We start from the raw sequence: 25,916 nt of genomic DNA, 5'->3' as shown, positions 1-25,916 counted from the left end.
ACCTCTTCCTATTTACCCTCTAAAAATATTCGCAATTGATTCAAAAAGGTTTTTAAAAAAGTTGCTTACACGATCCCAAAATCCTTCATCCCCAACCACATCTTCCAGCTTGTTCTTTATATCTTTAGAGATATCTTCCAATTGCTTTTTGACATTCCCAAAGTCAATATCCAATGAACGCATTTTTTCAAATAGATCAATCAGTAATTGCCGATCTTCAGGACTTAGCTGGATTTCCATTTTACTTAATTGTTCTTCTACAATTTGTTCGACTTCTTCTCTTGTGACTGGGTTTTGCTCAGCAATTTGTTTTTTAATTTCTGTTAAAAGCTCGCTAACCTTCTCATCATTAAGGCCTTCTTTGTCCGCAAGCTCTGTGGCGATGTCAAGCTCTTCATTAGCTACTTCCATTCTTCCCTTGTCCAATTTCTCTCCACGCGCTTCATAGGCCTTATAAATACCAACTAAAGCGGAGTGTCCCGTTACTTTCACTGGGGAAGCTACTTCGACAATCGCATTTTCAACCCCGGCAGTCAACATTGCATTGGCATACATTTCTTCCGTTACTTCTGTAATATTTTCAGGCGTGACTCTTTTAATGACAAGCCCTTTTCCTTTATCTTGCAAAGTAATTTTAGCAGAGGAAAACATTCTTGAATTAGGATTTCCATCAATTAAACGTGCCAGATCATCCGCTGTGACAATGATTTCCTCGACATTATCAGGATTTTTCACTTGTAAAAGCTTTCGAACTTCCTCTTTTTGTGCATCGGATAAGGTTTCCCCATAAACAACAATGGGAAGACCAAGCTTTTCATCCACTACGTCTTCTTCTTCGTTGGATGCCATCACCGGACCTGCTGCATGAATGATTAGCCCAAGCCCCAACAATAAAGTGAAAAGCCATTTACTTATTATTTTCATTGGATTCTCCTCGCCTTCCTTATTCCTTCGGTGGAAGTTTTTCCAAATAATTAATCGCTTCTTGCAAGGTTTTTACGGGAACAATTTTCACTTTATACCCCTCTGTTTTTACCTCATCCAAAACGTCTTTCTCATTTGAATCATACGGCCCGATATCCGCTGGACAAAAGAAAATGTCGATACCGGCTCTTTCAACTGCCGTGATTTTTTCTCGAATTCCACCAATTTGCCCGACATTTCCATCCATATCAATTTCACCAGTCCCAGCAATTTCATATCCCTTTGTAAGATTACCCGGTGTAATTTGATTGTAGATTTCTAAGGAAAACATTAAACCTGCAGATGGTCCGCCGATATCTCCCGCATCAATACGGATCTCTCTTGATGGTTCAATATTAAATTGGCTTTCTGTGACAATTCCGATCCCCGCCTTGTTGACGCTATTGGTCAATGGGACAAGTTCAATACTCTCTTTCTTAATCGTACCTTCTCGATCAAATTGTAATTCAACGATATCCCCTGACTTTTTATGGGACAAGTATTCAAGAAAGGCATTTGAATCAGAAACAGATTGATCATCAACTTGATGAATCACATCTCCCACTTCCAGTTTCCCTTTTGCATCTGTATCTTCCCTGACATCCCTGACAAACACGCCGGTTGGTTTTATATCGACCTTTTCCCCAGCCGCGCGAAGTCCTGCAGCAAAAGCGTGATTTTGGGAACTTTCCATCATATGTTTTAACAGCCGACTATACTCCTCATCACTCAAATCGCCTCTTACTTCTTTTACCTTCCGCATATCTGTATGGGGAGCCAACCATCCATAGGCTAAATAATAAATATTACTCGCTCTCATTGATAATACAGTTGTAAGATATAAATTTCCTGAAGGATCTTTTTCTCCACCTTCTACCGTTACTTTTGTTCCCAGCTCTTCTACTGATCCAGGTTGATAAAGATAATATGGCGTTGGGATAAAGAGGGAGATGATCACCAACACAATAACAGTCGCCAAAATTCTCTTTTTTCTTTGTTTTGAAAAAGCTGAGCTCATACGTTTCCCTTACTTTCTTTTTGTGGCTTCATGAATACACTTCAACTTTCAATCATTTGTTTTTCCAATTCCAAAGGTTCTATATAGCTTCCTTCTTTATAGGCACGCATATTTCCGCCTGAAATTTCATCAATTAACATTATTTCTCCCGATTGGGTTCTGCCAAATTCAAGTTTGATATCATATAAGACGATACCCTTTTTCTGAAGTTCTATTTTGACTACATCACTAATTTGCCGTGTTAATGCTTTTAATTCCTTGTATTCCTCCAATGAGAGAATTCCTAATAAATCAAGCGCATCGGCACTAATCGGTGGGTCTTGCCGTTCGTCATCTTTTAACGTAATCTCCACAAAACCATTTAGATCTTGCCCTTCTGTCGCATATTTTCCATATCTTCTTATAAAACTCCCCGTGGCTTTATACCGGCAAATGACTTCAAGTCCTTCCCCAAAAATGGTAGCAGACTTCACAATCATCTCTGCCTTATCCAAATCGGCCTCTACATAGTGGGTTGGGATGCCTTTTTCTCGCAGAATTTCAAAGAAGTGTTTTGTTAGTCTTAATCCGGCCTTTCCGGCCCCTTCTATTTGTAACCCAACCGTGTTTGCTCCTGGATCAAACACGCCGTTTTCTCCCGTTACATCATCTTTAAATTTCAATAGATAATTCCCATCTTCTAATTCATATACATCTTTTGTTTTACCACGATATTTTAATTTCATTCACTTTTTCCTTCCCTCATTTAAGTTTGACCTAAGTATAGCAAAAGCTGATCTTCTTTGTCTTTCTAAACAGAAAAAAATCCGTTCCTATGTTTGATCTATACTTTCAGAGGGTATAAATCCATTATTACATTTTTATTTAAAATTTCTAATTTGTAAACAGGCTGTTTCTCTCTTCACTGCTGATAACCACTTAGCCGATCAAAGAAGTTCCGAACAAATTCATAAAAAAGTAATTCAGTCGGCATGAGCACGCGGTCCTTGGGAATAATAATACCTACTGTCCGATTGACTCGTGGTTCATCCACTACGATTTTAACCGTTGAACGAGGCAAACTATCGATTAATGTAATTTCGGGTAATAAGGTCACACCAAGACCTGCCGAAACAAGTCCTTTAATGGCATCAATATCCATGCCTTCAAACCCGACTTGGGGCTCGAAACCATGTTGTTTACAGGCATTGACCACTAAATCACGTAAAATATAACCTTGTGGAGATAAGATAAAGGCATCATGACGTAGATCAGCTAAGGCAATCGATTGTTTTTTTGCTAAAGTATGATTAGCGGGCAGGAGTGCAACAAGATTTTCCAGAAAGAGGATTTCGCTTTTAACACGAGGCTCCTCTTTGGGAATAGGACCTAGTAGTGCCATATCAATATCCCCTCTGATTACACGATCGATCAAATAGTGATAAGAACCTTGATGAAGTTGAAAATTGACATCAGGATATTCTTTTCTGAAGGCGGAAACGACAGAGGGTAATAAATAGGCTGCAAGGCTACTTGGGAAGCCGATTCGAACCGTCCCTTTTCTAGGATCGAGATTCTCTTCAATTTCCCTTTTAGCTTGTTCAATAACATCGATAGCCTGTTCCATTTTTCCAAGAAACATTTGTCCAATATGTGTCAGGCGGATATTTCTACCTTCTCTAATAAAAAGGTTGACACCAAGCTCAGCCTCTAAATTTACAATTTGACGGCTAACCGCAGATTGCGCAACATGTAAGGCATCAGCCGCATCTGTCATATGCTCGCGTTTAGCAACTTCAATGAAATATTGAATCTGTCTTAATTCCAAAATCTCACTCCTCTCTGTCAATCATCTTAATTTGATATTAATCTTATCTAATATCTATATTGTTTAGATTAATTATAAAAGGTAAAATAGACCTTATCAACAATTCTAGACCGAATTGTTTTAATGGATCGAAACCCTTATAGAGAATGTAGTAAAGGAGTGGAAAAAATGGCGATGGTGATGAATATGACAAATGAAAATCTTCAAAAAGCAAAAAATTATATTGACGAAGTGTATGAAACAGTTGTAAAACGCGGTCCACATGAAGAGGAATTTCTCCAAGCCGTAAAGGAAATCTTCCAGTCAATTGCCCCCGTATTTGCAAAAAACCCTGAATACATCGAACATAATATTTTAGAAAGAGTGGTTGAACCCGAAAGATTAATCACATTTCGTGTCCCATGGGTAGATGACGAAGGAAAAGTCCAAGTAAACCGCGGATTTCGAGTTCAATTTAATAGTGCCATTGGCCCATATAAAGGAGGCCTACGTTTCCATCCATCCGTAAATGCAAGTATTATCAAATTTTTAGGTTTTGAACAAATTTTCAAAAACGCCTTAACAGGCCAAGCAATCGGTGGTGGAAAGGGCGGTTCTGACTTTGATCCGAAAGGGAAATCAGATATGGAAATCATGCGCTTTACCCAAAGCTTCATGACGGAACTTTCAAGATATATTGGTTCTGATATCGATGTTCCTGCTGGAGATATTGGTGTAGGTGCTCGTGAAATAGGCTACATGTTCGGCCAATACAAGCGATTACGTGGTCATTTTGATGCAGGTGTACTGACTGGAAAAAGTGTAAATTACGGTGGCAGCCTAGGTAGAACGGAAGCAACCGGCTATGGTACGGTTTATTTTGTGGAAGAGATGCTCCGTGATCAGGGTCTTAGCTTTTCTGGCAGCACAGTCGTTGTTTCTGGTTCTGGAAATGTTTCGATCTATGCGATTGAAAAGGCGCAAGAATACGGTGCAAAGGTCGTCGCATGCAGTGATTCCAATGGATATATTTATGATGAAAAGGGCATTTGTTTGGATACCTTAAAAAGATTAAAAGAAGTAGAAAGATGCCGAATTTGCGAATATATCAAGGAACATCCTCATGCCGAATATCACGAAGGCAGCACAGGGATTTGGACCATTCCATGTGATATTGCCCTCCCATGTGCCACCCAAAATGAAATTGATAAACAAGCTGCGAACATTCTTGTCTCCAATGGTGTGAAAGCAGTTGGAGAAGGAGCGAATATGCCGTCAAATCTGGAGGCAATTGACGTATTCCTGGAAAACAAAATTTTATTTGCCCCAGGAAAAGCGGCTAACGCAGGGGGTGTCGCTGTATCTGCTTTAGAAATGGCGCAAAACAGCTCCCGGACCCCATGGTCATTTGAAAAAGTGGATGCAAAATTAAAACAAATTATGATTGATATATATCAAAACAGTATCCAAGCAGCAGAAGAATACGGACATCCTGGTAATCTGGTTGTTGGTTCGAATATTGCCGGCTTTGTAAAAGTGGCAGATGCAATGATTATGCAAGGGATAGTCTAATAAACAGTGTAAAAAACGATTCCATCGACATGATGTGAATCGTTTTTTTTATGCAGCTATACTATGATATTCCTCCTTGATTTCCTTCACGGCCTCAACCACAATATCTAATTCACGATTGGCTGGTCCCCTGCCACTTGCCACAATACAATACGTCCCCGCCTTTAATTCGGCTGCTTTCTTTGCACCCGAAACAATTTCTTCCTTCTTCATCATCGAATATTTTTCAACTGGTGCCTTCGAAATAATTGATTGAGCACAATACCCACAATTTTCTGGGCAAAGGCCGGATTTCGTATTGATAATCATATTTACCTTTACTTTATTACCAAAATAATGTTTGCGAACTTGATAGGCCGCATCCAATAGAGAAGCAATTCTTCATCAGGACACTGCAACACAGACATTGCCTCATGATCGGATAATTCTTTTAAGGCTAAAACATTTTTTGAGATTTGTTCAAATCGATTCATATTCTACCACCCTATCTTTTTCGTTTGACAATTTTCCTCATTCGATGAGCAAACATTCCGGCTAGAATAGCGAGTAAAATATCTTTTGGCAGCGGAAAAGCCATCCAAATCCAAACCAGTTTGTAAGAAAAAGCCTCTGGTGCTTGGGCCCATAATTTATAAGCTGCATACATCCAATTGGGACCAATGATATAGCTGATCAGTGTTCCCACCAAAGCTGCAGTGATATAAGCCGGAAGACCGTTCTTTTTTTCAATGATTTTTCCTGTTACATAAGCCATTAAAATAAAGGCAAGTATAAATCCAAAGGTGGGGCTCAAAATCTGGGCAAATCCTCCTTGGAATTTCGCAAATACCGGGGCACCAGCTAGACCGATACATGCATAGACAGCCATCGAAATGGCACCAAGGCGACTCCCTAAAAAAGCACCGGCTAATACAGCAAAAAAGGGTTGCAATGTAATCGGAACGCCTCCTATGACCATAAAAGGAATGAACGAGGTAATATTAGTGCCAATCATCATAAGAGCTGAAAACATAGCCGCATAAACGATATCTAGTGGGTTTAATTTACTGCTTGCCCTTGTGTTCACTGTCGTCATTTTTTCACCTCATTTTTTTCTTATAATAAGAGAATAAGTGAAGAGATGATTATATGTCAACCTATTTTATATTTTAGTTAACATATATTTTTGAAACGAATTTGCCCTTGATGTGCTAATCATTGAAGGTAGGGTCAAAACATTTCTCTTGAAGGATATAATCAATGAAGTTCAAAAGGAGTCACCTATAGACTAGATGACTCCTTTTTGATAAATTGAAACTTCATTCAGTGGGGATTGAATGACCAGTTAATTTTATAAAAACTTCACACAAACGCCTTCAGGTACTTTTACTTCAGAATCGAGTTGAGTTAATTTTCCAGTCTCTTGATTTCTGGAAAACAAAACGAGATTCCCTGTATGCTGGTTAGCCACTACCAGATAGTTGCCACTTGGGTCTAGACAAAAATCACGCGGCCATTCCCCGCCTGTTGAGGTGAACTCCACAAGTTCCACTATTCCATTTGTTTCATCCACTTGAAAAACAGCCAAACTATTATCGCCACGATTTCCCGTGTACAGAAAACGACCGTCTGGCGAAATATGAATGGCGCTCGCATCATTTTGACCGGCGAAATCCTCAGGTTTTGCCAAAATCGTTTGTTTTTCCGAGAAGCTTCCTGATGCTTGATCATAATCCAAGACCATGACTTCAGAGGAAAGCTCTGTCAACAGATAGGCCCACTTTCCATTCGGGTGGAAGGTTAAATGACGAGGGCCACTACCTGGTTTCACATGTAATGTATGTACTTTTACAAGCTCAAAATTCTCAATCTTATAGGTAACTAACTCATCTGTCCCAAGATCAACAACAACGACATAATCTTTGTTAGGAGTTAGCGCCGTGTAATGAACATGCGGTTTTTCCTGACGCTCATGTGGGCCTCCTCCTTGGTGCTCCACTACGTCAATAAACGGCTCAATCTTCCCTTTATGGTTAATATCGTATAGCACTACTTTCCCTTCGTGATAATTGCCCGTGACAAGATGATCAACATAAACATCTAAATGGCAAGGTGGGACTCCTTCCTCCACTTCCATGTTTAGTAGTTTTAATTCCCCTGCAGCATTCACTATTTGAAAGGCTGCTACTCCACCTAATTTTTCTTGTTGAGCAACTGAATAAAGAAACTTACGATCCTCGCTGATTGCCAAATATGTCGGACTCCCCACCTCAGCCGCCACCTCAGGCATAGTCAGCTTTCCGGTATCCGCATCAAGGATAAAGCGATAGATCCCTTTACTGCTTTGACGTGTATAAGTCCCAACATATCCTATATACTGTGTCCCCATCTTTTCCATCCCTCCAAATCATCATTGGTTAACTCCTATTATACCATTGGACGAAAAAAACAAAATAGAACACTGCCCTTAAAACGAGAAGAAGGACAACATGTAACGTCTATGCGGATCGGTCGAACTTCGGTCTGAGCTTGCTGAACTTCAATAGAGAATGGCTGAACTTTTATAAGTATTGCTGTGCTCCAGGTCTAGTATTGCTGAACTTTGAACCGGAATTGTGGAACTTTGGTCATTTCGCTCCATATCACGAGAACTTGACTTTGGAGGGTTGCCTAAATTCCGGACCGGGATTGCTGTACTTTCGGCTTTGGACCAATTTCACGGAACTTCGGACCGATTCCTCTGAAGTTTCGACCAATTTCGCGAGACTTTGGACCGATTTCACTACAGTTTGGACCGATTCAGCTGCACTTTCGACCGATTCCACTGCAGTTTGGACCGATTCAGCTGCACTTTCGACCGATTTCCGCTGAACTTCCGGCTTTGGCCTAGCATGACCGAACTTTAGGCTTCGAAATCAAATTGCGAAATTTTATGTTACTATTCCAAATAAAAAGGAACGTCCGTTAAGACGCTCCTCCTCTTAAGATCTTATTTAAAAACCTTCATTCGTTCTGCTACACTGTTGAATTGTTTTTCATTCGGTGCTGCTGTCGGCTTACCAAAGGGCATTTGGGAAACTAACTGCCAATCGCTTGGGATATCCCAAACTTTTTGAACAGCGTCATCAATGATCGGGTTGTAATGCTGTAAAGAAGCCCCTAAACCTTCTGCATGCAAAGTTGTCCAAACGATATATTGCAACATGCCGGATGATTGCAAAGAATAGTCAGGCATTTTCTCTTGGTAAAGCGGAAACCTTTCCTGGAGGTCTCTTACAACAGCTTGGTCTTCGAAAAATAACACTGTTCCATAGCCATTGCGGAAAGACGCCATTTTATCAGCCGTTGGTTGAAACTTTTCAGCAGGAACAATTTCTTTTAGGGCTGCTTCCGTTAAGTTCCACAATTTATCATGATTCTCACCTAGTAGCACTACCGCCCGCCCACTTTGGGAATTAAAGGCAGAAGGTGTGTGTTTTATAGCAAAGGCCACAATTTCTTCAATCCGCTCATCCGAAATGGTTGACTCTTTACTAATTCCATAGGTCGAGCGTCTTGCTTCAATTGCTTTCGAAAAATTTTGTTCCGTATGGATCATTCTTCTCTCTCCTCTTGTTGTGATGTATTTATAGAAATGTCTTATGGAGCTTTCATTATTATTTCCCCATTTATGCATGGAAGCATTCCTTGAGGCAATGGTGACATTCCATACTTATTTTATGTAAGTAACTATAAAATAAATATGTTATAATGTCAATAGAGGTGATTGAACATTTTTTGGTCAGGCTGCACGTTTTAGAAAAGCGTATCATATAAACATATGGTGTTATATAATAAGATTGGGGTGAGCTTGATGAATACACAATTATGTCCAAAATTCGAAAAAGCGATGGGACTATTGGGGCAACGCTGGACCGGACTGATTATTTTTCAGCTTTTAAATGGTCCACAACGATTTTGTACGATTGAGTCTTCTATGCCTATTAGTGCCCGGGTCTTATCGGAAAGATTAAAGGATTTAGAACAAGAAGGAATTGTTAGGAGAAAAGTGTATCCGGAAACACCGGTTAGAATTGAATATTCTTTAACAGAAAAAGGAAAGGCTCTCCAACCTTTAATGACGGAAATCCAGAGATGGGCAGAGGAATGGCTAGAAGTAAACACGGAAACATCCTTATAAAAGCCGACTGTTGACCAAGACAGGCGGTTTCTTTTATTTTTTTACTTGATTTGCGGTAAACTAGAGGTAATATTTAGCAAAAGGAGAGTGGGAACATAATGAAGGAAGAAATCATCAAGCGATTTACAACTTATGTGAAAGTGGATACACAATCAAATGAGGAAAACAGCCATTGTCCATCCACCCCTGGGCAATTAGAATTAGCTCACCTATTAGTAGAAGAACTCAAAAGTATTGGTATGGACGAAGTAACGATGGATGAGAATGGCTATGTGATGGCCACCCTCCCGGCTAACTCAGAAAAGTCAATTCCAGTTATTGGATTCTTAGCGCATATCGATACAGCTACGGATTTTACTGGAGCAGGGGTGAATCCACGAGTTATTATGAATTATGATGGGAAAGACATTTCGTTAAATGACAACATGATGCTATCTCCGAAAGACTTCCCATCCCTTAAAGACTACATAGGTCATACATTGGTTACAACAGATGGAACAACGTTGTTAGGGGCAGATAATAAAGCTGGGATTGCCGAAATTATGACCGCCATGGATTATTTACTCCGACATCCTGAGATCAAACACGGAAAAATTCGCGTTGCCTTCACACCAGATGAAGAAATTGGTCGTGGACCCCATAAATTTAATGTGAAGGCATTTGGTGCAGATTATGCCTATACGATGGATGGGGGTCCACTTGGAGAACTGCAATTTGAAAGTTTTAATGCAGCAGCCTTGAAAATCACTTTTAAAGGGACCAATATTCATCCTGGGACAGCAAAAGGGATAATGGTCAATGCAGCGAAGTTGGCTATGGAATTCCATCAAGCCTTGCCTGCTGGACAGGCACCTGAATTTACAGAGGGATATGAAGGATTTTATCACTTGCTTTCTTTCCATGGGGATGTGGAAGCAGCGAACTTGGATTATATTATTCGTGACTTTGATAAAAAACAGTTCGATGCAAAAAAAACAAGAGTAGAAAAGATTGTGAACATGCTGGCAGAAAAATATGGGAAAGAACGAATTCAATATGAGATAAAAGATCAATACTATAATATGAGAGACAAAATTGAACCAGTTAAAGAGATTGTCGAGATAGCCTCTGACGCTATGGAAAATTTAAATATCAAGCCGATTATTGAACCCATTCGCGGGGGGACAGACGGATCTCAATTATCCTATATGGGATTACCGACACCCAATATTTTCACCGGCGGCGAGAACTTCCATGGTCCGTATGAATTTATTTCTGTCGATAATATGGAAAAGGCTGTTCAGGTTATCATCGAAATGGCCAAGCTTTATGAGCAAAGAGCGAAATAAGTGGAATATCATTCAGTGAGGAAAAATGCTTGTTTCAAAAAAAGATTGACTTTTTGGAGACCTCCTGTAATAATACTTATGACAAATGAATCAGACTACGCCTTTAAAACAGTCCCGTGAGGCTGACAAGGAGAATGCACTTGCTATAAGTGTAGATTTTTGCATATCTGCATGGATGAACGATCCGACTATATGCACCTTGCCAGTCATTGGACAAGGTGCTTTTTGCTGTATGAATAAAATTTATATATTTCAGCAAACTCCTAACCCCCAATGATCTAGTCTGCGTTCAACAAAAGCGGAAGCGCCCGTTTTAAGTTTGCTAGTCGCTGGCGCTGAAGCTAGACGAACAAAAGGAGAGAATGTCGGATGAAACAAAGAGAAATACAAGTGGATGAACGGTTGCCGATTTTACAAAGCTTACCTTTAAGCTTCCAACACTTATTTGCCATGTTTGGCTCAACCGTCCTTGTTCCATTATTATTTGAAGTGAACCCTGCCATCATCTTACTAATGAACGGAATTGGAACACTACTCTATATTTTTATCACCAAAGGGAAAATTCCCGCTTATCTTGGCTCAAGCTTTGCCTTTATTTCACCAGTCACGTTTGTGCTTGGAAAATATAGTGGCCTTGATGGCTATGCCCATGCGCTTGGCGGCTTTCTCCTTGTCGGAATTGTGCTAGTACTTGTGGGTATCATTGTGAAATTCATTGGTACATCATGGATTGACGTGATCTTCCCACCCGCAGCGATGGGAGCGATCGTCGCTGTTATCGGATTAGAACTTGTGCCCACAGCCGCGGATATGGCGGGGCTCTTGAAGCCGGCAGGTGCTGGAGATGCTTGGGCTCCGGATCCAAAGATTATTACTGTTTCATTATTAACACTCGGATTAACCATCATCTATTGGGTGACGTTAAGAGGATTTTTGAAAATTATTCCGATCCTGTTGGGGATTGTATCAGGATACATCATTGCAGCCTTCTCAGGAATTGTTGATTTCTCCCTTGTTAAGGAAGCCAAGTGGTTTGCGTTACCGACTGTCTATTCAATGAAAATCAATTGGGCCGATATGCTGATTATTCTCCCTGCTGCCTTGGTATTACTGCCGGAACATATTGGCCATTTACTAGTAACGGGAAATATTGTCAAAAAAGATTTAATCAAGGATCCAGGGCTTGACCGCTCTTTTCTCGGAAATGGAATTTCCACGATCATCTCTAGCTTTTTTGGTGCCACACCGAATACAACCTATGGGGAAAATATTGGTGTCTTAGCGATCACGAAGGTCTATTCAACCTGGATTATCGGCGGGGCTGCGGTATTGGCCGTCATCCTTTCCTTTTGTGGAAAATTAGCCGCCCTGATTATGTCCATCCCGACCCCAGTTATGGGTGGAATTTCTTTATTACTTTTCGGAATCATTGCGGTTAGCGGATTAAGAATGCTGGTTGAATCAAAAGTCGATTATAATATTTCACAAAACCTCATCTTAACATGTGTTGTGCTAGCGATTGGCATTAGCGGGGCGGCCATTAAAATCGGCACCGTTCAGTTAGCGGGAATGGGCCTCGCCACGATCGTTGCCGTCATCCTTAGCCTCTTCTTTAAAATATTGGAGATACTAAAGCTCTCGAATGATTAATACCGAGTAAAGCGCCCAACTGTACTCAGACAGGTGGGCGTTTTACATTTATCAATAGCGAAAATTCTACTTAAAGTCCAAATGCTAAAACGCCGTGCCAAGCGGAAGTATTTTTTTAATCCGAGAGTATTTCAGCGCTATCCGAGAGTATTTTCTCCTAGACGAGAGTATTTCAACGTTATCCGAGAGATTTCACTGTTATCCGCGTAACAAATTTCGGGGCTTGACAGGCACCCTAAACGCCGCGTTTGTTTCCCCATAAATATGTGTGTAGTTGGGGTAGAACGTGGACATCTTTTAATTCTTCGCTTTTCATTACTTTTCCGATTAGCCATTCATATCGTTCTAGTAAATGGGAAAGCAAGTGTCTGTCATCAAGATTGGCAAGATCGTCATTCCCGACCTGCAGAAACAAGTTTACATCTGAATAACGCTGATGTAAATCGATGGCATAATGAAGATCTTGTTCATCGAAGATAACAATCTTTAAACTAAAGTCACCCTTTTGCTCATTCTGAAGGGATTCGATGATTTGATCAAGGACTGTAAAATTGGTTTGCATCCCTGAACTTGGAGGTTTTGGCGACAGGGTTAACTCATCTATTTTTGTAAACCATGACTGCCATCTACTCCCTTGTGTTTCAAGCGCAATCTTGATTTGGTGCACATGTAGTAAGTCGACAAGTTCATCTATTTGCCGAAGCAATGCAGGATTCCCACCTGAAATGGTGACATGGCTAAATGTATTGCCCCCCTGCTCCTTTAAAGCATGCCAAATCTCTTCTGGTTCCATCATCTGAATGTTCCCTTTTTCAGAACCGTCCCATGTGAATGCAGAATCACACCAAGAACAGGCATAATCGCATCCTGCCGTACGCACAAACATCGTTTTTTGTCCAATCACCATCCCTTCCCCTTGAATGGTGGGCCCAAAGATTTCCAAAACAGGAATCTTCATGACCTTTCGCCCCTTTTCGGACGATAAATACAGTAGCTGGTAGGAGTCTCACGCAAAAATACCTGCAAACAGGAAGGGCGATTAGGAAGTGAATCTAAATACTGTTGCACAATTTCATAGATCGTGCGAGCCACTACTTCTGTTGTTGGGAAATGAAGAGCATCCTTATCAGAAAAGGCACGATCATTATTCAAGGTTTCATGATCAAAACGTTTATGGATAAGATCCTTGATCCTTTTAAAATTCACTAAAAATCCTGTATGATCCAATTCATCCCCTGCAATGGTAATATTGGCAAAATACGTATGTCCATGTACTTGTTGGCATTTGCCCGCATCTTGATGGGGAATATAGTGAGCTGCCGCGAAATGGAAATCTTTATTTAATTCATAGGCATAAGAATGGGGAACAACCGGATAAATTTGCTGCATCATTTGGTCACTCCCCCTTCCCGCCGTTTTTCATATTGCTCCAGCCCTCGATTACGCAGCTTACATGCTGGGCATTCCCCACACCCACTTGCCTTTATACCATTGTAACAAGTGAGCGTATGCTCTTTTACAAAATCAAAGGCTCCTAATTGATCACTTAGCTCCCATACTTCTGATTTGTCTCGCCACATGAGTGGTGTATGAATGACAAACTGATCATCCATCGACAAATTCAGTGTGACGTTTAATGATTTTATAAATCCATCGCGACAATCTGGGTACCCGCTGAAGTCGGTCTCACTTACTCCTGTAATAATATGCTTTGCACCAATTTGTTTTCCCAAAACCGCTGCAAACGAAAGAAAAAGCAAATTTCTGCCTGGCACGAAGGTTGAAGGAAGGCCTTCCTCTTCCTCCTCAATTTCTATATCATCTCTTGTCAAGGCGTTTGGGGCCAATTGGTTTAATAAAGACATATCCAGTTCATGTTGGCGCACATCAAGTTTCTCACAAATGGTCCTTGCGCAGTCCAATTCAGCAATATGCCGCTGTCCATATTGAAAGGTAACAGCCTCGACATGTTCAAAATTTTTTAACGCCCAAAATAAACAGGTGGTACTATCCTGACCACCACTGAATACAACAACCGCTTTACGATCATCCATTTTCATTCTCCTTCCTTTTTTAGCGAAAGAGATTCGGGATATTGCCATCAAAAAAACAACACTAAGAAACGTGTTGTCTCGTCTCCTTAGTTTTTTATAGAGGGATGGAATTGCGAACCTCTTTTGCAAAAACACTTATTCGACTGTCTGTATAGTACTCGACAAAACCAACAATTATGAAAACGAGAGCCTAGCCAAATAGGTAGGCTCTTGTTTCATTTATTCGTCTTCTATTCCTTTTCACTCATCCATTCTGTATGGAAAATTCCTTCTTTATCGACACGTTGGTACGTATGGGCACCGAAATAGTCACGCTGGGCTTGTAGTAGATTGGCTGGTAGTGACTCTGTGCGATAGCTATCATAGTAAGCAATCGCACTTGAGAATGTCGGTACGGCAATGCCTCGTTCAACCGCAACGGCAATTACTTTTCTTAATGCGCCTTGATAGTTCTCCACGATCTCTTTAAAATATGGATCCAACATAAGGTTCGCAAGCTCTGGGTCACGATCATAGGCATCTTTGATTTTTTGCAAGAATTGGGCCCGGATAATGCAGCCGCCTCTAAAGATCATTGCGATATCTCCATATTTCAAATCCCAGCCATATTCTTCCGCTGCTGCTCTCATTTGCGCAAATCCTTGAGCATAGGAGCAAATTTTACTCATATAAAGAGCTTTACGAATCGCTTCAATCAGTTCACCTTTATCGCCATCATAGCGAGCAGCCTCAGGCCCGGATAATACCTTACTTGCTGCCACACGCTCTTCTTTCATCGCAGAAATACAACGAGCAAAGACAGATTCAGTAATTAATGGGAGCGGAACTCCTAAATCAAGCGCATCTTGGCTTGTCCATTTCCCTGTTCCTTTTTGTCCTGCTGTATCCAAGATCACATCCACAAGTGGTTTTCCTGTTTCTTCATCTTTCTTCGTGAAAATATCGGCTGTGATCTCAATTAGATAACTATCAAGTTCACCTTTATTCCATTCAGAGAAGACTTCATGAAGCTCTTCCGCTGTTAAACCAAGGACATGTTTCATCATAAAATAAGCTTCACAAATTAATTGCATATCGCCATATTCAATCCCATTATGAACCATTTTCACATAATGGCCGGCTCCGTCAGCACCAATATACGTTGTACAAGGGTCTCCATCGACTTTAGCGGCAATTGCTTTTAGGATCGGTGCAACAAGCTCATAGGCTTCTTTTTGTCCGCCAGGCATAATCGAAGGTCCCGTCAATGCCCCTTCTTCTCCTCCTGAAACACCCGTGCCAATGAAATGAAGTCCCGCTTCGCTCAGTTCTTTATTACGGCGAATCGTATCTTTGAAATACGTATTCCCGCCATCAATTAAAATATCGCCCTTTTCCAAATGAGGCTTTAGGGATTCAATTGTTGCATCTGTAGCAGGTCCTGCTTTGACCATTAATAAAATTTTTCGCGGCTTTTCTAAAGAGTTTACAAACTCCTCGATTGAAAAAGCTCCAACGACATTTTTTCCTTCGGCTTCTTTCTTCAGAAAGTCTTCTGTTTTTTCAGGGCTACGGTTAAAAACGGCCACAGAATAACCGCGGCTTTCAATATTGAGAGCTAAATTTTTGCCCATAACGGCCAAACCAATGACGCCAATTTGCTGTTTTGACAATGTTCTTCCTCCTAAGTCCTATGTAGTGTGCATGTCTTTAAAATGATTTTATCATATATTCCGGTAAAACCCGAAATAATTCGGCTATCCTAATTAAAGTAAGCATGTTAAAATCAGATCCAATAGGGCAATTACATTTTAAAGAGGAATTTTCTTTTAAGAAAATTCCTCTGTTTTTAATGTTTTAAGAACGTGTCTCTTCTTTCGGTACCTCTAATCCGAGTCCTGCTGCAACGCGTGTGCCGTATTCAGGGTCAGCTTTATAAAAATGACCGATCTGGCGGAGCTTGATGTCTTCTCTTTCGACTGGTTTCATTGCATTTACAATATTTTCCACTAATCTAGTACGCTCTTCCTCGCTTAGTAAACGGTATAAATCCCCAGCTTGGGTATAATGGTCATGATGATCATAGGAAACGCTCTCCGCTACACCTGAAACCGCAAATCCGGATTGTTTATTTTCTGCTGTTTCCGCAGGACCTGAAAGACTATTAGGCTCATAATAGACGGAATTTCCACCATTGTCATCGAACCTCATCGCACCATCACGTTGATAATGATTCACTTCATTCTTGGCTCTATTAATGGGTAACATTTGGTGGTTTGTACCAACACGATAACGATGCGCATCATGATAAGCAAATAGGCGTCCTTGCAACATTTTATCTGGTGATGGTTCAATCCCTGGGACAAGCGTTCCTGGAGAGAAGGTTGCTTGCTCCACTTCCGCAAAATAATTATCTGGATTGCGATTTAATACCATTTCGCCCACTTCCATAAGAGGATAATCCTTTTGCGACCAAACCTTTGTCACATCAAATGGATCAAAGCGATACGTATCAGCATCCTCTAATGGCATAATTTGTACGTAAAGCTTCCATTTTGGAAAATCCCCTTTTTCAATGGCATTGAATAAATCTTCAGTATGATAATCTGGATTTTCCCCCGCTAGTTTTTCAGCTAATTTCACATCTAGGTTTTGAATCCCTTGCTCTGTCTTAAAGTGATATTTCACCCAAACCGCTTCTCCTTCTGCATTCACCCATTTAAAGGTATGGCTGCCATATCCGTTCATATGACGGAATGTTGCAGGGATCCCACGGTCAGACATGAGAATCGTCACTTGATGCAAGGATTCCGGAGATAATGACCAGAAATCCCAAACCGCCGTTGGATTTTTCAAGTGTGTTTGTGGATCTCTTTTTTGTGTATGAATAAAGTCAGGGAATTTAATCGCATCCCTTATGAAAAAGACAGGGGTATTATTCCCAACTAGATCATAATTGCCTTCTTCCGTATAAAATTTAACCGCGAAACCACGGGGGTCACGAACGGTATCAGCAGATCCTAATTCACCAGCAACCGTTGAGAATCTGATAAACATGGGTGTCCGTTTTCCCACCTCAGAAAGAAAATCAGCCTTTGTGTATTGAGAAACATCATGGGTTACTTGAAAATAACCATGTGCTCCTGCTCCTTTTGCATGAACGACCCGTTCCGGAATTCTTTCCCGATTAAAATGAGCTAGTTTCTCAAGCAAATGAACATCCTGAATTAATACAGGACCACGAGCTCCGGCAGTTACTGAGTTTTGATTATCTCCAACTGGGGTACCCCAACTAGTTGTTAGCTTTTTACGTTCGTTACTCACTTTTATCCCGCCTTTTTTATTATTGTTTATACTCTATAAAATAGAGTAACAGATTTTAATTAAAAATCAATATTTCATTATAATTATTTTAAATTACTTTATTTTATTCTTCAACATGAGTATATGCCTAGCTTGTTGCAGAAATGAATGTGATTCAAAAAGAAGAATGCATCCCTTATTTGAGATGCATTAGCAAAATATTATCCAAGTGGTTTTGCAGAAATTAGAAAGAAGCTATGATCGCACAACTTCTATTTCCTACCCATATGATCATTTTCCACAATCCATTTTGTATAATCGGTTATAACGCCATCCACTCCTAGGTTAAGGGCCTTCCTCATTTTTCTCGGCTCACGAATCGTCCAAGTCATTACCTTCTTATCCCTTTTATGGATTTCCTCTACATCCCTCGGGCGCAAATAGCGGATATTATAATTTACATAAGTCGCATAGGTAGCAATTTCATTTAATTGGTGACTAGATAGGGGATGCTCTGCTCTTGAAACCAGCACTGCCACTGGAATTTTCGGAAGCAGTTCATGCATTTTTTTCATGGACTCAAAATTTACAGATTGAATGATTACATTATTCGTATTATTGTATTGTTTAATGAGGTCGGCAAGAATCTCTTCTATCCCTGTATTGGCCTCGGGCTCCTTAATTTCAATAATAATGCCAATTTGGTGCAACATGGTGTCTAATAATTCTTCTAAAGTAATGATTTGCTCCCCTTTAAATGAAGGGTTAAATTTACTTCCTGCGTCCAATTTCTTTAATTCCTCTAAGGTAAGGTCACGAACATACCCTGAACCATTTGTTGTCCGATTTACTTTATCATCATGAATAATGACAAGTTGATTATCTTTTGATAAATGTATATCTAATTCGATATAGTCCATACCATGGTCAACAGCCTTTTGAAAAGCAGCCATCGTATTTTCAGGAGCATATCCTGAAGCACCACGATGGGCAACACTAATCGTTCCTTGCAATTCAAAACTGGGAGTGGGTTTCTCCTTAAAACCGATTAGGAGGGTGAGGCTTGCAATTCCTATTATCGCAAGCAAATATGCCTTTAAAGCTCTAGATGTCATCCTCAACGATTTTCCTCCTATCTCCTTTTTTGTAAGCGCTTCCTATTTTTATTATAACATATTTTTTGTAAAAATTTCCTATTGTTTTTAAAATTTTTCTACAAAAAATAAGCCTAATTTTCCTAAAAATCATATAGAGACGAAAACTACTTTGAATCTCTTGGCACGGCCCTTTTTTTCACGAAAAAAAGGCCAAAGGAGTAAACCCCTAAAGCCTTTATTCCAAAGCACCTGACACAGAATATGGTTCTAATGGAATATCTGTTTTTTTATGTTGAGCTAGTTTCGCTAATTCAGCCCCAAGATAGGGACCAACTGTCAAGCCGCTTGAGCCAAGCCCGTTGGCCAGATAAATTCCTTTATAATCGGGTAACGGTCCAATAATCGGTAAAAAGCCCGGGGTAAAGGGACGAAATCCGACCTTTACCTCAAGAAAATAACTTTCTGAAAGACCTGGAGCAATGTCTAAAGCCTTTTGGAAAATTTCCTGCATCCCCCATACAGTGGGAGTTACATCAAATCCTGTGTCATTTTCATGCGTTACACCCACAGCTACTCTTCCATCGGCAAATGGAACAATATAGTGGACTCCGGGCGGCATGATCACAGGCCAATCATTCGTATTGTGATTTTTCAATTGCATATGGATAATTTGACCCTTTTGAAAATCCACGTTCAGATCGATGCCAAGTGGCTTAAATAAACCTTTTGCCCAAGCTCCATTTGTTATAAGAACGACATCAGCAGAATATTCATTTTCATCTGTCCTGACCCCTATTACTTGTGAACCGTTCATTTGTAGCCGGGCATTCCCATGTACGATCACAGCCCCATTTCGCACGGCTGCTCGTAATAAAGCATCCCGAATGGCTTCCCCGTCCACTCGTGCCGCACCGCTTACATACACAGCACCATATCCATCAGCCAGTGGGGGAAAAGCGTTTTTCGCCTCTTCTGGTGTTAATCGCTCAATATCACCAATTTCTGGCGCATCTACTCGCCGCTCGATCGCTCTTTTTTCCATCGCGTGTAACTTCTTTTGATCTGTATGTACACTGATGGCTCCAACACGAGCGTAACCAGTATTGGTTTCACCTTCTTTTTCAAGTTCTGCAATTAATGGAGGATAGTAAGCTGCACCTGCTTTTGCCAGTTTATACCAGGCTTGATTACGACGCTGGGATAGCCATGGACAAACGATCCCTGCCGCTGCCTGTGTCGCCTGTCCTTGATCTCTTCGGTCAATCACTGTCACGTCGGCACCTGACTTCGCTAAGTGATAAGCTGTGGAGGCCCCAAGAATCCCGGCACCAATGATGATATATTTTGTCATGAAAAAACACTCCTTATAGACTACAAAAAAGAAAGGGCATCTGAAAGCCCGTTTTTCGCTTTGTAGGATGCCCTTTGTTCATGAGGGATGTCTGCCAAAAGGCATACCCCTCTCAGATCTATTCTATTACACCCACCACATCTCAGCAGGTTGTTCTTTGATCAAGACAGATTGCAAATTGCTTACTGCGCGCTGGAAGCCTTCTTCTACAGACATGATTGGGTCTTCATGTTCAATGCTGACAACATAATCATAGCCATAAATACGAAGGGCACTCATCATATCGGACCATTCTTTCACATCATGACCACAGCCGACAGAACGGAACATCCAAGCTCTCGTTTTCAATTCTCCATATGGTTGCATATCTGTTAATCCATACATATTCACATTGTCGGGATCAATGTATGTATCCTTTGCATGGAAATGATGGATGGCATTTTCTTTGCCAAGATTTTTAATGGCTGCCACAGGATCAATCCCTTGCCACCACATATGACTTGGATCAAGGTTTGCACCAATGGCATCACAGGTTAGTTCTCTTAATTTTAGAATCGTATGAGGGGTATGAACTAAAAAGCCACCGTGTAGCTCCAGACCGATTTTTACATTATGATCTTGGGCTAGTTTCCCCACTTCTTTCCAATAAGGAACAAGTTTTTCTTCCCACTGCCATTTAAGAACATCCCCATATTCATTTGGCCAAGGTGTCACAGGCCAGTTTGGATATTTGGCTCCTTCTTGATCACCTGGTGTTCCAGAGAATGTGTTCACAACAGGAACATTCAAAAGAGAGGCAAGCTTAATCGTTTTCACCAATGTTTCGTGACATTCCTTGGCAAAATCTTGATCAGGTGAAATTGGATTTCCATGGCAACTAAATGCACTAATGGTCAGTCCGCGTGATTCCACTTGATGTAAGTAATCTTTTCTTTTTTCCTCACTTTCAAGCAAGGCATCTAAATCACAATGGGCATTACCAGGATATCCACCTGTTCCAATTTCCACCGCGTCTAGACCGGATGCTTTCACATGATCTAGCATTTCCTCAAAAGATTTTTCCGCAAATAGTACTGTAAACACTCCAAGTTTCATACCTGCTTCACCTATCCCTTCTTATATTTAAATACTGCATACACAGCTCTATTTTAACCTTTATTGTGTAATTTTTACAATTTTCTTATGAATACTGGATTCCAATGCTGCAATCACTACTTTTAAAGACCTCATCCCTTCCACACCAGTAACCGGCGGTTCTGTATCCTGGACAATACTGTCGACAAAATGGTCAATGACCTTTGTACTTGTTTGTCCACCATCTTCATTTGATTGAATTTTTCCAAGGTCAAAGTTTTCCGTTTTCCCATCACGATGATGAACAATAAGGGAATGATCGGGATCATCCTCTAATCGTAATACCGCTTTTTCTCCATAAATAATCGTAGCATTATCTTCTTTACCATAAGCCCAGCTTGCAGCAAGTGTCCCGATAATCCCGCTTTCTGATTTTAAAATACAGACGGCATTATCATCGACTGTGCTATTTTCTTTTGCACCCGATTCCACAAAGGAGCCTACTTCTACAAACTCTTCACCTAGTAAAAAGCGCATAAGATCTGTCTTGTGAACACCGAGATCTCCCATTGCACCAATAAAGGCCTCTTCTTTTCTAAAAAACCAGCTATCTTTCCCGTCAATGCTCCAACCTTCTGGTCCGGGATGTCCAAAAGCTGTACGGAAGCTATGGATTCTTCCCACTTCTCCATTCGCAATGAGTTCTCTTGCTTTTTCATGAGAAGCGACGAATCGCTGATTATGAGCAATCATCAATTTTTTACCGCCTGCTTCGGCAGCTTGAATCATCGCCAATGCTTCTTTCTCAGATGTTGCCATCGGCTTTTCACATAAAACATGGTTCCCTGCTTTTAATGCAGCAATACTAATGGGCGCATGTAGATAATTAGGCGTGCAAACAGACACAATATCTAACTCAGCTTCACGAAGCATCTCTTCATAACTTGTGAAAGCTTGACCACCAAATTTATCCGCCATCTCATTAGCTCTTTCTTTCACAATGTCGCAAACTGCCACAATCTCTACATGCTCATTCATCGCATATTCAGGTAGATGCCTAAATCTCGCAATACTTCCACAACCAACGACCCCAACCTTTAATTTGGTCATAGCTACTCCCCTTTTCTATGTATGTATTTGATGTAACTCATCATTTATGCTGTTTTAACAGCCAAGAATATAAATGTGGATGATTATATGTCTCTGTCCAAGAATCATGTGTCGCATCCGGATAAACAGTTAGTTTTGCATTTCCCCCAACATCCTGAAGAGCATGGACCATCTTTTCACTTTCTTCTAATGGGACTACGTCATCTTTTGCACCATGAAAAGCCCAAACGGGGACATCCTTCAAACGTTCAATCCCTTCTACAGAACCGCCTCCGCATATCGGCACGGCGGCAGCAAAACGATCAGGATATTTTTTGGCTAATTCCCATGTTCCATATCCTCCCATACTCAAACCAGTGACATAGATTCTTTGTGCATCTACCCGGTAAACAGTAGAAATATGATCGATTAAGGCGATCAAATCATCCAAATACAATTCCCATGTCGAATACCTTAGTTCTAATGGACATTGTGGGGCAAGAAGAATAAATGGGAATGATTGCTTTTCAGTCGACTTAAGTGGGCCATGTCGTTTGACCAACTCTAAATCATTTCCTCTTTCACCCATCCCATGTAAAAATAAAACAAGTGGAAATTCCTTTTGATCCTCTTCGTTATAACTCGCTGGGAGGGAGAGGATATACGCCAAGTTTACCTCTTTTGTAACCGTAATCTTCTTTTGGAATAAATGCTCACTTAACACTCTGTCTCTTCACCTCCAATTCGCGAAAACCCTATCATTTACAGAGTGAGTCTTTTCAATTCATGCCATTCTCTTTCATGTTCATTTTACCACACATATTTCCATTTCGGAATAGAAACGTTTCGAAAATTCACCTTGTAAAATGTTTCAACAAATTATACAGTATGATTAAGGAATTGATCTGACTTGGAGGGATCTGGCATGGTAAGCATCAAAGATATTGCCAAAAAAGCAGGCGTATCCATTTCAACTGTCTCCTATGCCCTAAATGGCAGTCCAAAGGTGACAGAAAAAACGAGTAAAAAAATACTTGAGATTGCCAAAGACTTAAATTATGTTCCCAATGCTGCCGCCCGTACTTTAAAAAAGCGAGCCTCAAAAATCATTGGCGCATTTATGCCTGATTATGGCGGTCCTTTTTTTGGCGACCTATTACGTGGTATGAGAAAAACATTTAATCAAAAAGGCTATGACCTGATTGCTTGTACGGGAAAGGAATCCCACCGTTTTCTGCCAGAAGGGATCATTGATGGAGCGATTATCTTAGACTGGAATTTTCCGGATAAGGAAATTCTTCGGTATGCAGATCTTGGCAGTAAAATCGTTGTACTTGATCGAAAGCTTTATCATCCCAATATCGAACATGTCCTACTTGATAATCGAACAGGCACACAGTTAGCCCTGAACTATTTAATTGAAAAAAAACATCAAGACATCGTCTTTTTAACAGGTCCTGAAAATAATTTTGACTCAAAGCAAAGATTACAAACAGCTTTAGAAATATTAAAAGAACATCCTCATATCGACTATACCATATACTCAGGAAACTTCGGGCAATCATTCGGTGAAGAGGTTGCAAAGGAATTCAAGCAAAAATCTACACCAATAGCGATATTCTCTTTTAATGATGATATGGCAGTAGGCCTATACCAAGGATTCAAAAAAACTCCTTATAAAATAGGGAAAGACATTCACATCATTGGTTTTGATAATATTGAGGTTTCTAAATACCTTCAACCCCCTTTAACAACGATTAACTATTCTAAACAAGAGTGGGGTTCTGTTGCGGCAAAGCAATTACTCCAATTATTGGACGGAAATAAGACGCAACCCCAGCTTATTTCGGTTCGTTTATTGGAGCGGCAATCCGTGAATGAGAATCAGGGCGCAGTAGAGAAATAGGGATCGCAGGCAAAAGAGTGTGGTCAATTCATTTTTCCGCCTCATTTTTTCATTATTTGATTCCTTTCATCAACTATTTCTCTATCGTATATATTAAATCGCTTACGGTAAAAGATCCCAAGACAGCCATTTGTCTAGGGATCCATATAATAATTATAGCTTCTTTTTCAACTCTTCTATTTCCTCTCGCTACTTTTGCAGTACAACCACACAACTCAATTCCCGGAGTCCTTGATAACATTAATGATTCCGGGAATTTTTAAAATATTTTATTGTCATATATTGGTAGATTTATGTAGCTTTATATGGTAAAATAAAGATGTATATATAATTTTGATCATGTGAGGGATGCTTCATGTATCTCAGAAAAGTTAAAAACAAGAAGACAGGCCGGATCTATTTGTCCATCGTACAAAGCTATCGGGATAAAAACAGCAAATATCCCAAATCACGGACCATCGAATCCCTTGGCTACCTAGATGAACTAGAAAAACAATATGACGATCCCATTGCCTTTTTTACAGAAAAGATCCAAAGAATGAACGAACAACAGGAGACCGACCAAACTCCGATGACTTTCAGCATTCCCAAAGGAGAACGCATTCTGACAGATTCGATCAACCGTAAAAATTTGGGTTATGCAGCACTGAGCAAGATCTATCACGAACTTGGCATACATACCTTCCTGATAAACAGGCAGCGCCATTCAAAAAATGAATACGATGCCAACAGCATCATGAAACTGCTTGTGTTTGCACGTTTGCTTTATCCGTCATCTAAAAAGAAAGCCTATGATAACAAGGAGATATTTTTTGAGAAAACAGATTTCTCATTAGACGATATCTATCGCTGTCTTCCGTTCCTTAATAAGCATAAGGACGCCCTTCAACTATGGATTCATGAGCGGATAAAGGAACAGAATGGCCGGAATACAAGTCTAGTCTACTATGATGTGACGAATTATTATTTTGAAATTGATAAACAGGATGAATTAAGAAGAAAAGGGGTCTCCAAAGAACACAGACCCGATCCAATCGTACAGATGGGACTATTTATGGATACGGATGGCATTCCAATTACTTACGGACTTTATCCAGGAAATATGCCCGATAAGCAAACCCTCATCCCAATGCTCAGTAAGGTGCAACGAAAATTTTCACTTGGTAAAGTTATAATCGTTGCGGATAAAGGAATGACCACAGGTGACAACATCTGGTATACCCTTTCCGCCAAAAACGGATATGTCCTTAGTTATTCAATTCGTGGGGCTACTGATAAATTCAAAAAATATGTACTTGACCAGGATGATTACATTTCCATAAACAAGGATTTCAAGATTAAGTCGAGGCTTTATCCGAGAGAAATTACCGTTACCGCTAAAAATGGCAAAAAGATTAAAAAAAGAGTGGATGAAAAGCAAGTCGTCTTTTATAGTGAGAAGTACGCTGCAAAAGCAAGAGCAGACCGCGCACCTGCACTGGAAAAGGCGAAAGATCTCATTAAAGAACCTACGAAATATAATAGGGCAACATCGGTCGGTGCTGCCAAATATGTAAAAAATTTAACTTTTGATTCCAAGACAGGTGA

Annotated in this window: 23 protein-coding genes, 1 pseudogene and 1 riboswitch; of the genes and pseudogenes, 6 read left to right on the top strand and 18 right to left on the bottom strand. The window is 40.4% G+C overall.

Features of this window, described 5'->3' with window-relative positions; genetic code table 11:
• Window positions 1–12: 12 nt before the first annotated feature.
• The 4 genes from MUB24_RS11545 to gltC form a co-directional block, all read right to left on the bottom strand.
• On the bottom strand, window positions 13–924 hold the full coding sequence (locus MUB24_RS11545; protein ID WP_244704156.1) for a DUF1002 domain-containing protein: 912 nt from the start codon (window positions 922–924) through the stop codon (window positions 13–15).
• Between the two features lie 19 nt (window positions 925–943).
• Entirely contained in the window at window positions 944–1,981 is a 1,038-nt protein-coding gene (locus MUB24_RS11540) for a SepM family pheromone-processing serine protease (RefSeq protein ID WP_244704154.1), read from the bottom strand.
• Window positions 1,982–2,022: 41 nt separating this feature from the next.
• A complete protein-coding gene (locus tag MUB24_RS11535) occupies window positions 2,023–2,706 on the bottom strand; it encodes a phosphoribosylaminoimidazolesuccinocarboxamide synthase (protein WP_244704152.1) in 684 nt (227 codons plus the stop codon).
• A gap of 176 nt (window positions 2,707–2,882) precedes the next feature.
• Window positions 2,883–3,788, bottom strand: a complete 906-nt coding sequence (gltC, locus tag MUB24_RS11530; protein ID WP_244704151.1) for a glutamate biosynthesis transcriptional regulator GltC — start codon at window positions 3,786–3,788, stop codon at window positions 2,883–2,885.
• Window positions 3,789–3,974: 186 nt separating this feature from the next.
• Between gltC and gdhA the strand changes: the two genes are divergently transcribed.
• Entirely contained in the window at window positions 3,975–5,339 is a 1,365-nt protein-coding gene (gene gdhA, locus MUB24_RS11525) for an NADP-specific glutamate dehydrogenase (protein WP_396426743.1), read from the top strand.
• A 66-nt stretch (window positions 5,340–5,405) separates the two neighbouring features.
• Here the strand turns inward: gdhA and MUB24_RS11520 are convergent.
• The 4 genes and pseudogenes from MUB24_RS11520 to MUB24_RS11505 form a co-directional block, all read right to left on the bottom strand.
• Window positions 5,406–5,812, bottom strand: a pseudogene (locus MUB24_RS11520) (biotin synthase BioB); the annotation flags it as partial.
• 11 nt (window positions 5,813–5,823) lie between these two features.
• Window positions 5,824–6,414 (bottom strand): biotin transporter BioY, encoded by a 591-nt coding sequence (locus MUB24_RS11515; protein WP_244704149.1) that lies wholly within the window; start codon window positions 6,412–6,414, stop codon window positions 5,824–5,826.
• Window positions 6,415–6,669: 255 nt separating this feature from the next.
• Window positions 6,670–7,716, bottom strand: a complete 1,047-nt coding sequence (locus MUB24_RS11510) for a lactonase family protein (RefSeq protein ID WP_244704147.1) — start codon at window positions 7,714–7,716, stop codon at window positions 6,670–6,672.
• A 591-nt stretch (window positions 7,717–8,307) separates the two neighbouring features.
• Window positions 8,308–8,916 carry a nitroreductase family protein gene (locus tag MUB24_RS11505; protein WP_244704145.1) on the bottom strand — a complete coding sequence of 203 codons (609 nt, stop codon included), beginning with the start codon at window positions 8,914–8,916 and terminating at the stop codon, window positions 8,308–8,310.
• Between the two features lie 255 nt (window positions 8,917–9,171).
• On the opposite strand from MUB24_RS11505, the gene MUB24_RS11500 reads away from it, so the two are divergent.
• The 3 genes from MUB24_RS11500 to uraA all read left to right on the top strand — a co-directional run bounded on the left by MUB24_RS11500 (window position 9,172) and on the right by uraA (window position 12,476).
• A complete protein-coding gene (locus tag MUB24_RS11500) occupies window positions 9,172–9,498 on the top strand; it encodes a winged helix-turn-helix transcriptional regulator (protein ID WP_244704143.1) in 327 nt (108 codons plus the stop codon).
• A 98-nt stretch (window positions 9,499–9,596) separates the two neighbouring features.
• The gene (pepT, locus tag MUB24_RS11495; RefSeq protein WP_244704141.1) at window positions 9,597–10,826 is read left to right on the top strand and encodes a peptidase T; all 1,230 of its coding nucleotides are present in this window, start codon (window positions 9,597–9,599) and stop codon (window positions 10,824–10,826) included.
• Window positions 10,827–11,195: 369 nt separating this feature from the next.
• Window positions 11,196–12,476: a uracil permease gene (gene uraA / locus MUB24_RS11490; RefSeq protein WP_244704139.1), complete on the top strand. Its 1,281-nt coding sequence runs from the start codon at window positions 11,196–11,198 to the stop codon at window positions 12,474–12,476.
• Between the two features lie 235 nt (window positions 12,477–12,711).
• Here uraA and queE read toward each other — a convergent pair whose 3' ends face one another.
• The 10 genes from queE to MUB24_RS11440 all read right to left on the bottom strand — a co-directional run bounded on the left by queE (window position 12,712) and on the right by MUB24_RS11440 (window position 23,147).
• Window positions 12,712–13,434 (bottom strand): 7-carboxy-7-deazaguanine synthase QueE, encoded by a 723-nt coding sequence (gene queE, locus MUB24_RS11485; RefSeq protein WP_244704137.1) that lies wholly within the window; start codon window positions 13,432–13,434, stop codon window positions 12,712–12,714.
• On the bottom strand, window positions 13,431–13,868 hold the full coding sequence (gene queD / locus MUB24_RS11480) for a 6-carboxytetrahydropterin synthase QueD (protein ID WP_244704136.1): 438 nt from the start codon (window positions 13,866–13,868) through the stop codon (window positions 13,431–13,433). Before queD ends, queE begins: the two co-directional genes overlap by 4 nt.
• Window positions 13,865–14,530: a 7-cyano-7-deazaguanine synthase QueC gene (gene queC / locus MUB24_RS11475; protein WP_244704134.1), complete on the bottom strand. Its 666-nt coding sequence runs from the start codon at window positions 14,528–14,530 to the stop codon at window positions 13,865–13,867. The genes queD and queC overlap by 4 nt, the downstream gene beginning before the upstream one ends.
• Window positions 14,531–14,610: 80 nt before the next feature.
• A riboswitch (PreQ1 riboswitch) is annotated at window positions 14,611–14,657 on the bottom strand.
• Between the two features lie 103 nt (window positions 14,658–14,760).
• Window positions 14,761–16,182 carry an NADP-dependent phosphogluconate dehydrogenase gene (gndA, locus tag MUB24_RS11470; protein WP_244704132.1) on the bottom strand — a complete coding sequence of 474 codons (1,422 nt, stop codon included), beginning with the start codon at window positions 16,180–16,182 and terminating at the stop codon, window positions 14,761–14,763.
• Window positions 16,183–16,366: 184 nt separating this feature from the next.
• Complete coding sequence (katA, locus tag MUB24_RS11465; protein WP_244704131.1) at window positions 16,367–17,833, bottom strand: catalase KatA; 1,467 nt, start codon at window positions 17,831–17,833, stop codon at window positions 16,367–16,369.
• Between the two features lie 251 nt (window positions 17,834–18,084).
• On the bottom strand, window positions 18,085–18,927 hold the full coding sequence (locus MUB24_RS11460) for a glycerophosphodiester phosphodiesterase (RefSeq protein ID WP_244704293.1): 843 nt from the start codon (window positions 18,925–18,927) through the stop codon (window positions 18,085–18,087).
• Window positions 18,928–19,144: 217 nt separating this feature from the next.
• Window positions 19,145–20,260, bottom strand: a complete 1,116-nt coding sequence (locus tag MUB24_RS11455; RefSeq protein ID WP_244704129.1) for an NAD(P)/FAD-dependent oxidoreductase — start codon at window positions 20,258–20,260, stop codon at window positions 19,145–19,147.
• Window positions 20,261–20,386: 126 nt separating this feature from the next.
• The gene (locus tag MUB24_RS11450) at window positions 20,387–21,355 is read right to left on the bottom strand and encodes a sugar phosphate isomerase/epimerase family protein (protein WP_244704128.1); all 969 of its coding nucleotides are present in this window, start codon (window positions 21,353–21,355) and stop codon (window positions 20,387–20,389) included.
• Window positions 21,356–21,415: 60 nt separating this feature from the next.
• On the bottom strand, window positions 21,416–22,444 hold the full coding sequence (locus MUB24_RS11445) for a Gfo/Idh/MocA family protein (RefSeq protein WP_244704126.1): 1,029 nt from the start codon (window positions 22,442–22,444) through the stop codon (window positions 21,416–21,418).
• A 40-nt stretch (window positions 22,445–22,484) separates the two neighbouring features.
• Window positions 22,485–23,147 (bottom strand): carboxylesterase family protein, encoded by a 663-nt coding sequence (locus MUB24_RS11440; RefSeq protein ID WP_244704124.1) that lies wholly within the window; start codon window positions 23,145–23,147, stop codon window positions 22,485–22,487.
• 201 nt (window positions 23,148–23,348) lie between these two features.
• Here MUB24_RS11440 and MUB24_RS11435 point away from each other — a divergent pair, with 201 nt between their 5' ends.
• Both MUB24_RS11435 and MUB24_RS11430 read left to right on the top strand, forming a co-directional pair.
• Entirely contained in the window at window positions 23,349–24,329 is a 981-nt protein-coding gene (locus MUB24_RS11435; RefSeq protein ID WP_244704122.1) for a LacI family DNA-binding transcriptional regulator, read from the top strand.
• Window positions 24,330–24,684: 355 nt separating this feature from the next.
• Window positions 24,685–25,916, top strand: a 1,232-nt coding sequence (locus MUB24_RS11430; protein WP_483869168.1) for an IS1634 family transposase, incomplete at its 3' end; no start/stop codon positions are given.

Source organism: Lederbergia sp. NSJ-179, assembly GCF_022867885.1.
In the GTDB taxonomy this organism is placed as follows: Bacteria; Bacillota; Bacilli; order Bacillales; family Bacillaceae_C; genus Lederbergia.
The sequence above is the reverse complement of the archived record's forward strand: the minus strand, read 5'-3'. Positions and strand labels throughout refer to the sequence as shown.

Coding starts and splice junctions, on each gene's coding strand:
- MUB24_RS11450 (WP_244704128.1), bottom strand. CDS start 21,355: ATGAAACTTGGAGTGTTTACAGTACTATTTGCGGAAAAATCTTTTGAG.
- MUB24_RS11540 (WP_244704154.1), bottom strand. CDS start 1,981: ATGAGCTCAGCTTTTTCAAAACAAAGAAAAAAGAGAATTTTGGCGACT.
- queD (WP_244704136.1), bottom strand. CDS start 13,868: ATGATGCAGCAAATTTATCCGGTTGTTCCCCATTCTTATGCCTATGAA.
- gdhA (WP_396426743.1), top strand. CDS start 3,975: ATGACAAATGAAAATCTTCAAAAAGCAAAAAATTATATTGACGAAGTG.
- MUB24_RS11505 (WP_244704145.1), bottom strand. CDS start 8,916: ATGATCCATACGGAACAAAATTTTTCGAAAGCAATTGAAGCAAGACGC.
- MUB24_RS11500 (WP_244704143.1), top strand. CDS start 9,172: ATGAATACACAATTATGTCCAAAATTCGAAAAAGCGATGGGACTATTG.
- MUB24_RS11435 (WP_244704122.1), top strand. CDS start 23,349: ATGGTAAGCATCAAAGATATTGCCAAAAAAGCAGGCGTATCCATTTCA.
- MUB24_RS11545 (WP_244704156.1), bottom strand. CDS start 924: ATGAAAATAATAAGTAAATGGCTTTTCACTTTATTGTTGGGGCTTGGG.
- MUB24_RS11460 (WP_244704293.1), bottom strand. CDS start 18,927: ATGACATCTAGAGCTTTAAAGGCATATTTGCTTGCGATAATAGGAATT.
- pepT (WP_244704141.1), top strand. CDS start 9,597: ATGAAGGAAGAAATCATCAAGCGATTTACAACTTATGTGAAAGTGGAT.
- MUB24_RS11535 (WP_244704152.1), bottom strand. CDS start 2,706: ATGAAATTAAAATATCGTGGTAAAACAAAAGATGTATATGAATTAGAA.
- queE (WP_244704137.1), bottom strand. CDS start 13,434: ATGAAGATTCCTGTTTTGGAAATCTTTGGGCCCACCATTCAAGGGGAA.
- uraA (WP_244704139.1), top strand. CDS start 11,196: ATGAAACAAAGAGAAATACAAGTGGATGAACGGTTGCCGATTTTACAA.
- MUB24_RS11455 (WP_244704129.1), bottom strand. CDS start 20,260: ATGACAAAATATATCATCATTGGTGCCGGGATTCTTGGGGCCTCCACA.
- MUB24_RS11515 (WP_244704149.1), bottom strand. CDS start 6,414: ATGACGACAGTGAACACAAGGGCAAGCAGTAAATTAAACCCACTAGAT.
- queC (WP_244704134.1), bottom strand. CDS start 14,530: ATGGATGATCGTAAAGCGGTTGTTGTATTCAGTGGTGGTCAGGATAGT.
- MUB24_RS11510 (WP_244704147.1), bottom strand. CDS start 7,716: ATGGAAAAGATGGGGACACAGTATATAGGATATGTTGGGACTTATACA.
- MUB24_RS11445 (WP_244704126.1), bottom strand. CDS start 22,444: ATGACCAAATTAAAGGTTGGGGTCGTTGGTTGTGGAAGTATTGCGAGA.